Origin of the sequence: Bradyrhizobium sp. ORS 375 (assembly GCF_000239775.1) — a bacterium.
In the GTDB taxonomy this organism is placed as follows: domain Bacteria; phylum Pseudomonadota; class Alphaproteobacteria; order Rhizobiales; family Xanthobacteraceae; genus Bradyrhizobium.
Map to the genome: position 1 here is coordinate 24,778 of NZ_CAFI01000175.1, position 13,696 is coordinate 38,473.

The window sequence follows — 13,696 nt, forward strand, 5'->3', positions numbered from 1 at the left end:
GTTTGATGTCAAGCAGGCACGGCCGAGCGTCCCGCCCGCGCGCGTGCGATAATCGTTTTCATGATCTGCGCGGTGCCGTCACCGATCTGGAAGCCGAGGACGTCGCGCAGCCGTTGCTCCATCGGGCCACGGTCATAGCCGCCATGGCCGTGCATCAGCAGGCATTGGTGGATCACGTCATAGGCGAGTTTCGGCGCCCACCATTTGCACATCGCCGCCTCGGCGCTGTGGGGAAGTCCCTTGTCCTTCAGCCATAGGGCCTGCAGGCAAAGCAGCCGCGCAGCCTCGACCTGGGTGTCGAGGTCCGCCAGGGGATGCGACACGCCCTGGAACGCCGACAGGGTCTTGCCGAACGCCTGCCGCTGAGCGACATACTGCCAGGTCTCGTCGAGCGCAGCGCGCGCCACCGCCAGCACCTGAAGCCCGATCAGCGCGCGCGAGAAGTCGAATCCTTGCATCACCTGGACGAAGCCCTTGTTCTCGTCGCCGAGGCGATGCGAGCCGGGCACGCGCACATTCTCGAAGAACAGTGATCCGCGTCCGATGGCGCGCTGACCGTGACAGTCGAACCGCGAGCGCGTGACGCCCGGCAGGTCGAGCGGGATCAGCAAAGCGGTGATGCCATGTGCGCCGGATTCGACCGTGCCGGTCCGGCCAAACACGACGGCCGCATCGGCTTGGTCCGCAGCCGAGATCGAGGTCTTCTCGCCATTGACGATGTAGTCGTCGTCATCGCGCTCGATCCGTAGCCGCAGACTGGCCGCGTCGGATCCTCCCCGTGGCTCGGTGAGCGCAATCGCGAACGGGGCCTCGCCGGCGACGAGGCGTGCGAGCCACGGTGTCACGATCTCTGGCTTGCCGTGCTGTGACAGGATCTGTCCGTTCAGCGAGGCCAACAGGTTGATGTAGGACATCGAGAGGTCGGCGCGGGCAATCTCCTCGTGGATGACGCCGGCCGCGAGGGTCGCCATGCCGAGGCCGCCGAATGGCTCCGGCAGCTCGGGCGCGATGAAACCCATCGCGCCCATCTCCTTCATCAGGCCGCGATCGAGAACGCGGGTGCGATCGCGCTCCTGGAATCCGGGAGCAAGCCTGTCGGCCGCGAAGCGGCGCGCCTGGTCGCCAAGCGCAACGAGGTCCTCGTCGAGATACGGATTCATCGGCACGTCCTCCCGATCTTTTTGTCGTTCACTTGGCCCGACCCCGGAGACGTCTCCGGGGTGGCAGATGACATGGCATCGCCTCCGGCGATGCCGCACATGCTGCTATTTCACGAACTTCCGGAATTCCGGCTTCCGCTTTTCGGTGAGCGCCTTCACACCTTCGCGGGACTCTTCGGTGTCGTAGTAGAGCTTCAGCGCATACATCCCCATGCCGGCGATGCCGGCCTGGTGCGCCGTGTCCATGTTGAAGGAGCGCTTGGCGATCGCGATGGCGGTCGGGCTGCGTTCACAGAGCTCCTCGCCCCAGGCCTGCACCGTCCGGTCCAGCTCGTCGTGCGGCACGCAGAGGTTTGCGAGGCCCATCGCCTCGGCCTCCCTGCCGGAATAGCGCCGGCACATGTACCAGATCTCCCGCGCCTTCTTCTCGCCGACGACACGGGCGAGGAAGGCGGTGCCGTAGCCCGGATCGACCGAGCCCATTTTGGGACCGACCTGGCCGAAGATGGCCTTCTCAGAGCAGATGGTCATGTCGCAGATCGTCGCCAGCACATTGCCGCCGCCGATCGCAAAGCCCTGCACGCGCGCGATGACGGGCTTGGGGACGTCACGAATGGCCGTGTGCAGTTCTTCCATCGGCAGGCCGATGGTGCCGCGTCCGTCGTAGTTGCCGTCATGCGCCGACTGGTCGCCGCCGGTGCAGAAGGCGCGATCGCCGGCGCCGGCGAGCACGATGCAGCCGACATCCTTGTCGTAGCCCGCCTTGTACAGTGCCTTGATCAACTCGTCGCAGGTCGTGCCGCGAAAGGCGTTCATCTTGTCCGGCCGGTTGATGATGATCCAGGCGACGCCGTTGCGGATCTCGTAGATCAGGTCCTGAAACTGCATGGTGTTTCTCCCGTCCTTGCTGGTTCAGCCGTTCATTGTCAGTCCGCCGGACACGCTGAGCACCTGTCCGGTCACGAATGCCGCGTCATCGCTGGCGAAGAAAAGAATGGCGCCGGGAAGATCATCCGGCTGGCCAATGCGGCCGAGCGGGATCGAGCGCGTGAAGGCCTCGACCAGCTTCTCCGGATTGCCTGCGCCCTGCTTGTAGTCGGCGAACAGAGCCGTATCCGTCGGTCCCGGGCACACCACGTTCACCGTGATGTTGTGGCGGGAGTGCTCGCGCGCGATCGTCTTGGAAAACGCGACGAGCCCGCCCTTGCACGCGGCATAGACCGCCTCGCCCGACGAGCCAACGCGCGCAGCGTCCGATGCAATGTTCACGATCCGGCCGGACCGGCGGGCCGCCATGCCGGGCAGGACGGCATGGTGCATGTGCAGAGCGCCGGTCAGATTGATCGCGATCAGGCGCTCCCAGTCCTTCGGCTCGGTCTTGGTGAACGGCTTGAAGATATCCCAGCCTGCATTGTTGACGAGGACATCGATCGGGCCGAGCTTTGCCTCGGCGGCAGCGAGCGCGGCATCGACGCTCGCGCGGTCGGTGATGTCGCAGCGAAAGGCCTCGGCGGTCTGTCCAGCGCCGCGAATGCCGGCGGCGACCGTTTCGGCGGCTTCCGGGTTGAGATCGAACACGGCGACCTTTGCGCCTTCGGCCGCAAACCGGCGGCATGTCGCGCCTCCGATTCCACCGCCGCCGCCGGTCACGATGACCGTCCTGCCGTCGAAACGTGCCATCCTCGCATCCTCCCTGTCGAAATTGTCGGAGTCGCCTTTTTGAGCGATCTTCGCTTGAGTAGCGACTATTTATGCAACATATTGTCCTAAATAGCATGCGACGATCGGGGATGCAAGTGGAGCGATGATGGAAAATCCTGTGAGTTCAGGCGACAAATCTCAAGATACCAAGATCCAGCTGGCTAACCGATTGTTTTTTCGACTCTATCAATGCGCCAATATGTTGCATAAAACGGGGTCGAGGGCCGTGCAGGAGGAGGGGCTGACGACCCAGCAATGGGCGGTGCTGGGCGCGCTGTCCCGCCCCAAGGCGCAGAGCGGGATGAGCATCGGCGACCTTGCCGAATACCTCATGGTCAGCCGACAGAACCTCGCGGGACTCGTCGGCCGCATGGAGCGCGACGGCCACGTGACGATCGCCCAGGACGAGCGCGACCGCCGATCACGGCTCGTCATGATGACGGAGACCGGGCGTCACGTCTGGCAGACATTGGCGCTCCCGAAGATCCATAGCTATTACGACCACGTGCTGGCGGATTTCTCCGTCAACGACACGGTGCACGCCCTGCATTATCTGCTGAAGATTCTCGAGAACATGAAGAAGTTGGATGACGCCGACAATCCATCCGAAGACGAACAAGCGTGAGGCCAACAAAAGAGCCACTGAAACTCTGGGCGGGGTTGCCAACTTATTCGGCTGGCTTGTCGCTATCGACCTGTCTTGTGCTCGCGGGCGTTTGCCAAAAGATGGACCGATCGGCTGACGGATTTGTCATCCACGGTGAACTACGCCGCCCGTGTCGGTCCGATCGGGAGCGTAGCAGGCCTTTTCGCGTCTGCAGCCTTGAACCTCGTTTGGCCGCCAAACTGGGGAGCCGACGAGTTGAGTCGGCTTTGGGAGCCGCGTTTTGAACGGAAGGCGCTGACGTTCGTTGGAGCTTGCATCCCGTGGGGAGACGATTGTGGCCGGCGTGGCGTGGCGACCTGATGGAGGCGCGTTCGCGCGGCATAGACTATCCAAGCATGCACATCTCTTCCGGACACCTTCATATCGCACGCCCGATCCTCCCCATGCCGACAACGCAGACACGGCGTTGAGAGCTCCGCCATCGCTCGAACGTTCCTTGTTACCGGTCGGGGCGCCCGGTGCACGCGGCTCCTGCCGGCAGCGCCGCCTCCGCAGGGGGCGCACGACCTCATTGATAAGCTTCCCGCCCCTTCCGGGAATGGAGGAGGTGGATGCCGGCGCGATCACGAGGTTAGGCAGAAGAAGGCTGTCCGCCATGGCGTCGATGAGCTCGCCGGGCCGCTGAACGCCTGCTCCATCGTGGCGGCCAAGGGCAGCCTTGTCGAGCAGGCCAAGAGCAACGTCCGAATCGTTTGTTGCCTTGCAACGCGAGCTACGCACCGGATCTTCAAACCCAAGCCTCATGGGAGTTCACCGCTCGGCCTGGCAGATCCGGCAGGGGTTCTCGCGAAAGAGCGATATTCCTGCTCGGTCGTGCCGCTTGGCATGTAGACCGTCGCTATGACTTTGAAGCCGGCGCGCTCATAAAGCGAGAGTGCCTTCGGGTGGTCTGAGGTGTCGGTATGCAACCAGATCCGAGTTGGCAGTTTGCTTCCCCAATATTCTCGCAATGAGACGTCAAGGAAGAACGGTCCCAAGCGACGTCCTTGGAATGCTGGTGACAAACCGAAATAGACAAGTTCACTTTCTCGCGGTTCGATCTGATTGAATTCGCATAGGCCAAACGCTTCCCCGCGAAATCGTGCGATGAAGATTTCGGTATCAGGGCTTTTGAGAACCGCGTCGACCGTCTCCGACGGAGCAAGCCGTCGCCCATCCCAATCGAGCGGATCGCCAATCAGCCGCCAAAGCCTCATGTATTCGCAGTAGGCAGGTCTCTCTGCTGCTACAGTCACGCCGTCCATCGGCGCGACAAGGGGATTGTTGTTTGGTGGAGCGATCAGCTCCAAATATGTCGTCAAGAGTTCCTGCAAATCGCAATCCTACGGGTTGCTGAACTTGGATTTGGTGGGGGCGTCCGGCTTGCCACAAGGTCGCGCCAAGGCGCTCCTCCGGGCTGCGAAGTCGTAGGGTTCATGGCCGAGGCCATCCCCCTTTTGCGATCTTACTTTGAAGAATACGGCTTTGCCGCGCAGGTGTTACATCGCGCTTTTGAGCCAGATATTTGCGGCCGAGCAGCTTCTTCTGGTCACGAATGCGACGGTGGCTGCGGGGCAAGATCGGTCTCGTCATCGCTCGAGTTGGAGGCAAGTAAGTCTCCAGCGGTCTTGAAAGGAGATCCGGGCTGGAAATGGCCGGCCATACTGGAGTTCCATATGAAGAATGTCTAAAGCACCACTCCTGCCATCTCGGAGAGCTCTCATCGCAAGCCAGCGGCTGGGGGGGGCGGCGTTCCAGCCCGCGGACGTCCGGTGGCTTGGACTCTTAAGGGTAGCATATCGTCATCAAGCCGTGATTTGACAGTTCAGTCGCATTTGTAAAATGTGACAAGATGCAGGCCAAGGCCCCTCCCCAGGACCGGATCCTCGACGCCGCCATGCGCGTGTTCCGGCGTCACGGCTTCCGCCGCTCCTCGATCGAGCAGGCGGCTGAGGAAGCCGGACTGACCCGGCAGGCGCTCTATCATCACTTCGCCTCCAAGGAAGCGCTGTTTCGCGCAGTCATCGAGCGGCTCTACGAGCAGGGGCTCGCTGCCGAAATCGCGGCGGCGCAGGCCGCGGAGGATGCGGGCCTCGAGCTTGCCGACATCCTGGTTGCCGAGATCGGTGCGCGAATGCAGTCGATGCTCGCGTCGCTCAGGGACTCACCCCATGCCGAGGAGCTGTTTTCCGAGCATCTCGCGCAGGCGCGCGACCTTTACCAGAGCTATTCCAGCCGTTTCGCCGGTGAGATTGCCGCCACGATCACACGGGTGTGCCGCAGGCGAAAGCTGAAGCTCGAAAGCGGCATCAGCGTGCGGGAGCTCGCGCGCTGCGTCGAGATGGCGGTCCACGGGACCAAATCCGCTTTCCCTTCCATGCAGCCGGTCGATGCGTTCCTGAAACAGCTCCAGACCATGCTGCGCATGCTGATCGCCGGCGCGATGGCGCCGTCCGCAAGGAAGTCCCTGCGCAAAACGGGAGTTCGAAAATGACCGCCACGACCATCAATGAACGGCCTCTGGCTTTACCCGATGATCCGGATGCGCTTTTGATCGACGTGATCCGCGGTGCCGGCCTCACCGGCACCAAACTCGTCTGCGGCTCCGGCGTCTGCGGCGCCTGCACCGTGCTGCTCGACGGTACACCTGTGGTGAGCTGCCTGTTGCCGGCGCGGGCGGCTGCCGGCAAATCATTGACGACCATCGAGGGTGTCGGAGCAGCCGGGTTGCACCCCGTGCAGAAGGCCTTCATGGCGCATGACGCGCTGCAATGCGGCTTCTGCACACCGGGCTTTGTCGTCGAGGCCGCCGCGTTCCATGATAGCTGGCGCGCGACCAAGGGGACGGCGACCCCCTCGCGGGAAGAGATCGCCGCGGCGCTCTCAGGGCATCTCTGCCGCTGCGGCGCCTATGAAGGCATTTCTCGCGCCGTTGCTGACGCATGCTCGGGCCGCTTCGACGGCGTCGATCCGATCGCACCGCGGCTGGAAGCCCGCGACAAGGTGACGGGACTGGCTCGCTTCACCGTCGACATCCACCATGATGGCCAGCTTGAAGGCGTCATCCTGCGTTCGCACGTCCCGCATGCCGAAATCACCGGGCTCGATCTGGCACCGGCGCGCGCCATGGCCGGTGTTGCCGCGGTCGTTCCCCTGCTTGACGACGACAACATGGTCCGTTTCGTCGGCGCACCGATCGCAGCCGTCGCGGCCAAGGATCGCGGCACCGCACTGAAGGCAATCGCTGCAATCACTTTCAAGGCCGAGCCTTTGCCCGCTGTGATCGGGCTCGATGCAGCGCGACGCGGCGATGCGCCAGTGGTGTTCGAAAAGAAGGACCGCAAGCGGGCCGGCAACGTGTCCGAGGGCGCAGGCGGGGCTCCAGTGTCGTGGAAGGGAAATGTGCGCGGACCGTCAGCGCCGTTCTCGCAAAAAGCCAAGCAAGCCAAAGGCTGGCTCGACGAGGCGCGTCAGCAACGCAATCCGCTGCTGGTCGAGGAAACCTTCCGCGTCTCGACGCAACAGCACGCAAGCCTCGAACCACATGCCGCGGTCGCCAGGTTCGACGGCGATCAGCTCACCTTGCACATCTCGACTCAGGCCATTCACGAAAGCATGGAGAAGATCGCCAAGCGTTTCGGCTTGCCGCACAATAAGGTGCGTGTGATCGCCGATCATGTCGGCGGTGGCTTCGGCTCCAAGGGCAGCGTTGGGCTGGAGACCATCGCTGCGATCGAGCTTGCGCGCGCGGCAAAGGCGCCGGTGCGTGTCGTCTTCGATCGTGAGGAGGAACTGTCCGTCACCGGGTATCGACCGGCCGCCGAGCTGAAGCTGTCGTTGCTGCCGTCGGAGGATGGCCGCCTCAAGGCGCTGTCGCTGACCGCTCATGCCGACACGGGCGCCGCCGTGAACTCTCTGATCGCCGGTTTGGCGCGGCTGATTTATCCGGCCGAAGCGAAAGAGCTCGTTGACTTCGACGTGCTCAGCAATTTGCCACCCGGCGCGCCGTTCCGCGGTCCCGGCGGTCCGCCGATGTCGTTTGCGCTGGAGCAGGCGGTGGACGAAGCGGCGCTGCGCATGAAGATCGATCCGATTCACCTGCGCAAGCGCTGGGATCCCGATCCCAACCGTCAACGCCTGTACGACTGGGCTGCTGGCCTCGACGTCTGGAAGAGCCGCATGCCGGCTGCCTCGCAGAACGGTCGCTTCAGGCGCGGGGTTGGCGTTGCTACTGGCTACTGGCTCTATCTCTGGCAGACCGGCTCCTCGGTCGAGCTCGCGGTCCAGGGCGGTCGTCTCGTGGCAAGCTGCGCGGTGCAGGACATCGGCACCGGCACGCGCAGCGTGATCGCGAACACCGTCGCCAAGGCATTCGATCTTGAACCGCATGACGTGGACGTTCGCATCGGTCGCTCCAACCTGCCGCCCGGACCAGGCTCCGGCGGCAGCCGTGTCACCGCTTCGGTGGTGCCGCCCACGTTGCTCGCCATTGAAAAGCTGAAAGCGGAAATCAAGCGGACCGCGTCTCGAGCACCAGCTCCGGGCTCGAATGCGCCGTGGCGCGAGATGATCGCGGCAGCTCCCGATATCGCTGTGTCGGCGAGACGTCAGGAGGACGGCAAGCCGCCGCCCGGCGCGAGGCCTGCGCTGCACGAGGCAGGAATCATGGGCCGGGTGTTCGGCTGGGTGCTGCGTTTGATGAACCACATGGTGGTCGGGGCCGGCGTGCCGAGCTCGGTGCAGGTGATGGAGGTCGAGGTCGATACCTGGCTAGGGCATGTGCGCGTCCTCAACGCTTATACGGGCCTGGCGGTCGGCAAGCTCGCCGCCCCGACGCTCGCGCGAAGCCAGGCCGCAGGCGCGGTGATCCAGGGGATCGGCTACGCACTCTATGAGACGCGGGAGACCGATCCTTGGAGTGGCCATATCCTGAGCGGCAGCATGGATGATTACCGGATTCCGGGGATTGCCGACATGCCGAAACTGGAGGTGCATTTCGACGAAGCCGGTTTCGAGCATGTGCCGGGCGGCAGCGTCGGTATTGGCGAAGTCGCTACCGTGCCGACCTCGCCGGCGATCGCCAACGCCATCCGCGATGCGCTTGGCATGAGACTGACCGAAATCCCGTTCCGCCCTGATCGTCTGCTCGCCGCGCTGAAGGGGAGGGATGCAGCATGAGTGTCGCCGCCATCGCAACCAATCCGACGGCAGAATTCCGCGCTGGGGGGACCGACTTCAGCGAACGCCGCCGCAGCGGCGTGTCACAGGCAACGCCGATCGATATCTTGGAGTCCGGCGACAAGACGATCACCTGGGACGCCGACGGCGCCGTTCAGATTGGCGCGTTGACCACCATCGCCACGATCGCGACGGACGCACGCACCGCCGCGGCCTATCCAGGTATCGCGGCGAGCGCCCAAGGACTCGCCACCCCACAAGTGCGCCATGTTGCTACGCTGGGAGGCAATCTCGCGCAGCGTTCACGCTGCTGGTATTTCCGCCGGGCCGATATCGATTGCCTGAAGAAAGGCGGCGCCACCTGTCCCGCGCGGTCTGGCAATCATCTCTATGGTGTTGTTTTCGATCTCGCCGAGTGCGTCGCGCCGCATCCCTCGACCATGGCGGCGGCTCTGCTCGCTTATGATGCAAGAATCACCACCGACCGGCGCCGCGGATTGACGATAGCAGACCTGCTCGGTGACGGCTCAATCGTGCGATCCGATCATGCACTCACGGAAGGCGAGATGATCAAGAGCATTGCGCTTCCTGCTCCGCTCGAGGGCGAGCGCGCGTCCTACAAGCGGGCGATCAGCCGGACCTATGCGGAATGGCCGCTGGTTGAACTCTGCGCCCGGGTTGTGATCGCCGACGGCAAGTTCCAGCTCGTCCGCCTCGCTGCAGGTGGCGTCGCGCCAGTGCCGCTTCGCCTCACGGCGGTAGAAGCCGAGCTCAGTGGCAAGATTGCCAATGCTCCATCGATCGCAGAAGCGGCGAAATTGTCAGGCTCGGGTGCCAAACCATTGCCGATGACGGTCTACAAGCTCGACCTTCTGCAAGGGCTGGTGCGCGACGTGCTGGAGCGACTCTCGAGCTAGCTGCTCGCGCATGTGCCGAAGACGACGACATCGATTTGCGACGAGCCGGCGAGGCGTGGGCGCCGTCACCGGGCGCTCTGCGTTGCGCCACATGGTCACCGACGGCCACGAAGCCTCGATGGTCAAAGCCTGGAGCGACGAGCTGAAAGAACGTCCCGGTGTCTGGTGTCACGCGCCAACAGCTTTGTGAAACGCCAGAGGGCTAACGGTCCAGCACCGTCGTGCTGAAGGCGCGCATGGCCATGTGATCTGAGGCCGAGAAGGCTGGCCAAGCGTTCCGCAGCGGCCGGACACGCTCCGAAAGGGAGTGAGAAATGGGACATCAGCGAGCCATCGTGCTCTTCGTCGATCTTCAGGAAGGGCTTGTCAACGCGGCCCAGACACAAAGCCCTGCCAATGTCCGCCGCGGTTCTCGGGCGCTCGCTCAGTTCGCGAAAGCGTTGGAGCTCCAGGCATTCGCGTCTAGCATCCCCGCGGGACCCGACGGAGGTCCACCGCTTCTGCGCGAGATCAGGGAGACGCTGCCCGACATGGTTGTCGCGATGCGCCGGACCTTCGGGGCGTTTGCCTCGGTACGTGATGGGCGCGAACCTACGGTCAAGGACCCAGTTCTGATCTTGGCGGGCGTGCTCACCGAAGCGGCAGTCTTGAGAACGGCGCTTGAAGCCTTGCAAAGCGAATGGCAGGTGCGTGTCGTCTTGGACGCGTGCGCCGGGCTGTCGGAACGAACTGAAGCGGCTGCGATCCGTCAGATCGAGGCCAACGGGGGCGTAGCGACCTCGATCGCGAGCTTGGCGACCGAGTTCGTAGACGACCTAAGCCTGCCTTCGGGGCAGGAGGTGCTATCGATCTTGCGTGGATTGCTGAACGGCTGACCGGCGGCCGGCACGGCGGGAGCTGGCTCGACGTCCCGCCGCCGGGCGGCCCTTCGCTTTCGTGGGCCCGGCGGGACGAAATCTCGGCGGCTTGCCCATTTCTCCGTTTTCAACCCAGGCAAGCGTGGCCGTAAGATATTTCAGAACCGCCTTCAGCTCGCGCTCTTGCCGCGCAAGAGCCGCGATCAGGCTGCGCGGAACGTCTTGTCGTGGGCCTGATCGACACTCTACATGTTCGTAGCGCCTTCCGAATTCGGCGATGGATGTGCCTATGCTGGCGGTGGTAACGACGGGAGCCGGCGCTGAGAAGCCGTTTCAGTGCGCCTTGCGCACCGCCTGTCGCATATACGATGGCGGACAGCCGACCGAGCGGTTGAAGGCGACGCTGAAGCTGCTCGCTGACTGATAGCCGCAGGCGAAGGCGACTTCTGCGATCGACGCGCCGGCGCCGATCATCTCCTTGGCGAGCGCCATGCGCCAGGTCAGCAGATATTGCATCGGCGGAACGCCGACCGCCGCGCCGAACCGATGCGCGAACACCGAGCGCGACAGACCCGCGGTCCGGGCGAGACTCTCGACCGTCCAGTCGCGTGCCGCATCGTCGTGCATGGCGTGGAGGGCGCGAGCCAGCTGCGGATCGGACAGTCCCGCCAGCAGGCCGTTGCGTGCGCCGGCGCGGTCGCCGCCCTGATGGCGGATGACTTCGACCAGGAGGATCTCGAGCAGCCGTTCGACGACAAGCGACGATCCCGGGCGCGGTTGCCAGGACTCCGTCTCCAGCATCTTCAGCAGCCCGGCAACACGGCCGGCGCCGGTGGTGGCAAACGGGATCTCGACGATCGACGGCAGGATATCGCGCAGCAATCCGATATGGGTTCGATCGAATGAGAAACGGCCGCCGAGCAATCGGAAGCTCGGCGCCGTGCTGGACTCATCCGAAACGATGCTTCGCGAGAACGGATTGCTGGGCGGAGCCTGAAATCTGATCGGCGGGGTGTTTTCGCTGTCGCCGAGTAACCACTCCGGCGGCTCGCTCATCAGCAGGAAGTCGCCGGTCTCCATCGTGCGCGCCGGGCGGCCGTGAATCTGCAGGCGGCACCGGCCGCTCGCCGCCAGGCAGAACACCGTGTCCTCAATCGATGGATAGCGGATCGCCCACCGACCGCGAGTGTCGAGCTGCTTCCAGAGCAGCGCGCGAGGCTTTAACAGCCGGACGACTTGGGTGAGGGGATCCACAGGACGATCTCGAATGACTTCGGGACGTCTGATTATAGAGGCGCGATCAGCGGGCCGCTAGTGTTCCTGCACGCCATAGACACGGGCAGGGACATGCAGCCCACATCGATCAGCGCCGATCACGACTCGACCGACGTCCACGCGCATTTCATGCTGCCGCAGACCGACGAGCAGTTGAGGCGCAGCGCGGAGCTGGGCTGCGGCACGAGCGTGCTCTACGCCGTGTCGCCCGCTTACGTGTCGGAATTGCTCAAGCCGCGCATGCGCTACCGCGGCATCTCGATCAGCTACAATCCCGCCTCCGGACTGATCGGCGGCTTTAAGCTCCGCGATCAGCTCCGCCTTCTTCGCCTGGGCCGACGGGACGTGGCCTGTGTCGTTGTCTCTGATGGGAGTCGGCTGCATCAGCGCTTTCGCGCCGTGGGTGGGGCGCCGGGCCCGCGTTTCAATCATGATCTCGCTGAGGCCTAGCCGGTGCGCGCCTGAATCGCCATGTGCTGATGTCCGGATCGGTGGCACTCGGTTCGGCGGCACTGGCGCGGATCGCCAATGCCACTGCTCAATCTCCCAGCACTCATCTTCAACCAGGGACCTCCCAGCCTCATCATGCAATCAGATTCGCCCGCGACCGCCATCAACCTTTTCAATTGGCGCCAACCGCCACACAACGTCGCCGCCTTTCACGAACTTCCTCCGGAAATCGCGACCGCAGCCATCTCGGCAGATGGAGCCGGTGTCCGTCCTCTGCCTCGATCCGCGAAGTCGTTGGAGGCGTTCGCGCTGCGGCTGCCGAACGGCGGCTCGCTCGGGCTCGACCAGTTCGTGGCGGCGACATCCACCGACGCCATGCTGGTGCTCCATCGAGGCGCCCTGGTGTACGAGGTGTATCGCAACGGCATGACGCCATCATCGCCACACGTTGCCATGTCCGCCACCAAGGCTGTCGTCGGCCTGCTCACTGAACTTCTCGCGGCAGACGACGCGATCGCGCTCGATGCGCCGGTCACCGCTTATGTCGAAGAGGTGGCGTCGTCGCCCTATGCGGGCACGACCGTTCGGCAATTGCTCGACATGCGCAACGGTGTGATCTTCAGTCCGGCCGAGGAGGCCGCCTATGCGCAAGCGACTGGGTGGGAGCCGCACGGCGACGAGCCCTCGGGCCTGCAAGCGTTCTTCACCAGTCTCCGCGGCCCGGCGGCGCCGCACGGCGGTCCCTTTCGCTATCACTCGGCCACCACCGATCTTCTGGGCTGGGTCCTGGAGCGGGCGACGTCAAAGCCGTTGCCAGCGTTGCTGAGCGAACGGCTATGGCGACCGATCGGGGCTACAAAGGATGCGGCCATGACGCTGGATCCGGCCGGCTTTTCCCGCGGCGCCGGCGGACTTTGTGCCACGATCGGCGACCTGGCGCGCCTTGGCCAGGTGCTCGCGGATGGCGGCGTCGTCGATCAGCGCCAAGTCGTCCCCGCCCGTATCATCGACGATCTGGTCAACGGGGGCGATCGGGCCGCGTGGTCAAACGGCCAATGGAGTGAGGCGTTCGCGCCGATCAGCCGGACGATGGCTTACCGCAGCGGCTGGTACACGGTCGATGGTGATCCGCAGATCCTGTTCGCGATGGGCGTCCACGGCCAGAACCTGTTCGTCGACCGCGCCAATGACGTCGTCGTGGCGAAATTTTCGTCGTGGGCACAGCCGACCGACAACCGTGCTCTATGGCTGACCCACACCGGCGTCGCAGAAATTGGACGATGTCTGGCTTGACCAACGAGGGCGCCGAGTCTCGAGCCATCCGGCAAATGGAAAGATGCGGACGGAGGGCGTTGATCGAATGAACTCCTAAGACGGGCAATAATGGGGTCGACGCCGCCAAAAAGACGCTGACGGGATCTGTCTGACCACTCTCGGGTGAGCTGTTTCTGAACGAGCGCTTTGGGTCACAAGCGGACAAAACGGCGGGCATCGCGAGGTCACCTGAAGGCC

The 13,696-nt window shown here is 64.0% G+C and carries 13 protein-coding genes; 8 read left to right on the forward strand and 5 right to left on the reverse strand.

What is annotated here, in order from left to right; all coding sequences use genetic code 11:
* Nucleotides 1–8: 8 nt before the first annotated feature.
* The 3 genes from aliB to badH form a co-directional block, all read right to left on the reverse strand.
* Nucleotides 9–1,160, reverse strand: coding sequence for a cyclohexanecarboxyl-CoA dehydrogenase (gene aliB / locus BRAO375_RS14975; RefSeq protein WP_009028307.1), 1,152 nt, complete (start codon nucleotides 1,158–1,160; stop codon nucleotides 9–11).
* A 105-nt stretch (nucleotides 1,161–1,265) separates the two neighbouring features.
* Nucleotides 1,266–2,048: a 2-ketocyclohexanecarboxyl-CoA hydrolase gene (badI, locus tag BRAO375_RS14980; protein WP_009028308.1), complete on the reverse strand. Its 783-nt coding sequence runs from the start codon at nucleotides 2,046–2,048 to the stop codon at nucleotides 1,266–1,268.
* A gap of 24 nt (nucleotides 2,049–2,072) precedes the next feature.
* Nucleotides 2,073–2,840, reverse strand: coding sequence for a 2-hydroxycyclohexanecarboxyl-CoA dehydrogenase (badH, locus tag BRAO375_RS14985; protein WP_009028309.1), 768 nt, complete (start codon nucleotides 2,838–2,840; stop codon nucleotides 2,073–2,075).
* A gap of 127 nt (nucleotides 2,841–2,967) precedes the next feature.
* On the opposite strand from badH, the gene BRAO375_RS14990 reads away from it, so the two are divergent.
* Nucleotides 2,968–3,486 (forward strand): MarR family winged helix-turn-helix transcriptional regulator, encoded by a 519-nt coding sequence (locus BRAO375_RS14990; protein WP_085964509.1) that lies wholly within the window; start codon nucleotides 2,968–2,970, stop codon nucleotides 3,484–3,486.
* A 782-nt stretch (nucleotides 3,487–4,268) separates the two neighbouring features.
* On the opposite strand, the gene BRAO375_RS36330 is transcribed toward BRAO375_RS14990, so the two are convergent.
* Nucleotides 4,269–4,841: a GNAT family N-acetyltransferase gene (locus BRAO375_RS36330; RefSeq protein ID WP_009028311.1), complete on the reverse strand. Its 573-nt coding sequence runs from the start codon at nucleotides 4,839–4,841 to the stop codon at nucleotides 4,269–4,271.
* Nucleotides 4,842–4,943: 102 nt separating this feature from the next.
* Between BRAO375_RS36330 and BRAO375_RS37390 the strand changes: the two genes are divergently transcribed.
* From BRAO375_RS37390 to BRAO375_RS15010, 5 genes are all read left to right on the forward strand, one after another.
* Entirely contained in the window at nucleotides 4,944–5,198 is a 255-nt protein-coding gene (locus tag BRAO375_RS37390; RefSeq protein WP_139031383.1) for a hypothetical protein, read from the forward strand.
* A 161-nt stretch (nucleotides 5,199–5,359) separates the two neighbouring features.
* On the forward strand, nucleotides 5,360–6,001 hold the full coding sequence (locus BRAO375_RS14995; protein ID WP_009028312.1) for a TetR/AcrR family transcriptional regulator: 642 nt from the start codon (nucleotides 5,360–5,362) through the stop codon (nucleotides 5,999–6,001).
* Complete coding sequence (locus BRAO375_RS15000; protein WP_009028313.1) at nucleotides 5,998–8,685, forward strand: molybdopterin-dependent oxidoreductase; 2,688 nt, start codon at nucleotides 5,998–6,000, stop codon at nucleotides 8,683–8,685. Before BRAO375_RS14995 ends, BRAO375_RS15000 begins: the two co-directional genes overlap by 4 nt.
* The gene (locus BRAO375_RS15005; RefSeq protein WP_009028314.1) at nucleotides 8,682–9,602 is read left to right on the forward strand and encodes an FAD binding domain-containing protein; all 921 of its coding nucleotides are present in this window, start codon (nucleotides 8,682–8,684) and stop codon (nucleotides 9,600–9,602) included. Before BRAO375_RS15000 ends, BRAO375_RS15005 begins: the two co-directional genes overlap by 4 nt.
* 314 nt (nucleotides 9,603–9,916) lie before the next feature.
* The gene (locus tag BRAO375_RS15010) at nucleotides 9,917–10,477 is read left to right on the forward strand and encodes an isochorismatase family protein (RefSeq protein WP_009028315.1); all 561 of its coding nucleotides are present in this window, start codon (nucleotides 9,917–9,919) and stop codon (nucleotides 10,475–10,477) included.
* Nucleotides 10,478–10,792: 315 nt separating this feature from the next.
* On the opposite strand, the gene BRAO375_RS15015 is transcribed toward BRAO375_RS15010, so the two are convergent.
* Nucleotides 10,793–11,713 carry an AraC family transcriptional regulator gene (locus BRAO375_RS15015; RefSeq protein ID WP_009028316.1) on the reverse strand — a complete coding sequence of 307 codons (921 nt, stop codon included), beginning with the start codon at nucleotides 11,711–11,713 and terminating at the stop codon, nucleotides 10,793–10,795.
* 60 nt (nucleotides 11,714–11,773) lie between these two features.
* On the opposite strand from BRAO375_RS15015, the gene BRAO375_RS15020 reads away from it, so the two are divergent.
* On the forward strand, nucleotides 11,774–12,184 hold the full coding sequence (locus tag BRAO375_RS15020) for an MHS family MFS transporter (protein WP_139031384.1): 411 nt from the start codon (nucleotides 11,774–11,776) through the stop codon (nucleotides 12,182–12,184).
* A gap of 78 nt (nucleotides 12,185–12,262) precedes the next feature.
* Nucleotides 12,263–13,477 carry a serine hydrolase domain-containing protein gene (locus BRAO375_RS15025; RefSeq protein WP_009028318.1) on the forward strand — a complete coding sequence of 405 codons (1,215 nt, stop codon included), beginning with the start codon at nucleotides 12,263–12,265 and terminating at the stop codon, nucleotides 13,475–13,477.
* The last annotated feature ends 219 nt before the right edge of the window (nucleotides 13,478–13,696 follow it).

Excerpts from the sequence above, each read along its gene's own strand:
- BRAO375_RS15000 (WP_009028313.1), top strand. The coding sequence starts at position 5,998 with ATGACCGCCACGACCATCAATGAACGGCCTCTGGCTTTACCCGATGAT.
- badI (WP_009028308.1), bottom strand. The coding sequence starts at position 2,048 with ATGCAGTTTCAGGACCTGATCTACGAGATCCGCAACGGCGTCGCCTGG.
- BRAO375_RS14990 (WP_085964509.1), top strand. The coding sequence starts at position 2,968 with ATGGAAAATCCTGTGAGTTCAGGCGACAAATCTCAAGATACCAAGATC.
- badH (WP_009028309.1), bottom strand. The coding sequence starts at position 2,840 with ATGGCACGTTTCGACGGCAGGACGGTCATCGTGACCGGCGGCGGCGGT.
- BRAO375_RS15010 (WP_009028315.1), top strand. The coding sequence starts at position 9,917 with ATGGGACATCAGCGAGCCATCGTGCTCTTCGTCGATCTTCAGGAAGGG.
- BRAO375_RS14995 (WP_009028312.1), top strand. The coding sequence starts at position 5,360 with ATGCAGGCCAAGGCCCCTCCCCAGGACCGGATCCTCGACGCCGCCATG.
- aliB (WP_009028307.1), bottom strand. The coding sequence starts at position 1,160 with ATGAATCCGTATCTCGACGAGGACCTCGTTGCGCTTGGCGACCAGGCG.
- BRAO375_RS37390 (WP_139031383.1), top strand. The coding sequence starts at position 4,944 with ATGGCCGAGGCCATCCCCCTTTTGCGATCTTACTTTGAAGAATACGGC.
- BRAO375_RS15025 (WP_009028318.1), top strand. The coding sequence starts at position 12,263 with ATGCCACTGCTCAATCTCCCAGCACTCATCTTCAACCAGGGACCTCCC.
- BRAO375_RS15005 (WP_009028314.1), top strand. The coding sequence starts at position 8,682 with ATGAGTGTCGCCGCCATCGCAACCAATCCGACGGCAGAATTCCGCGCT.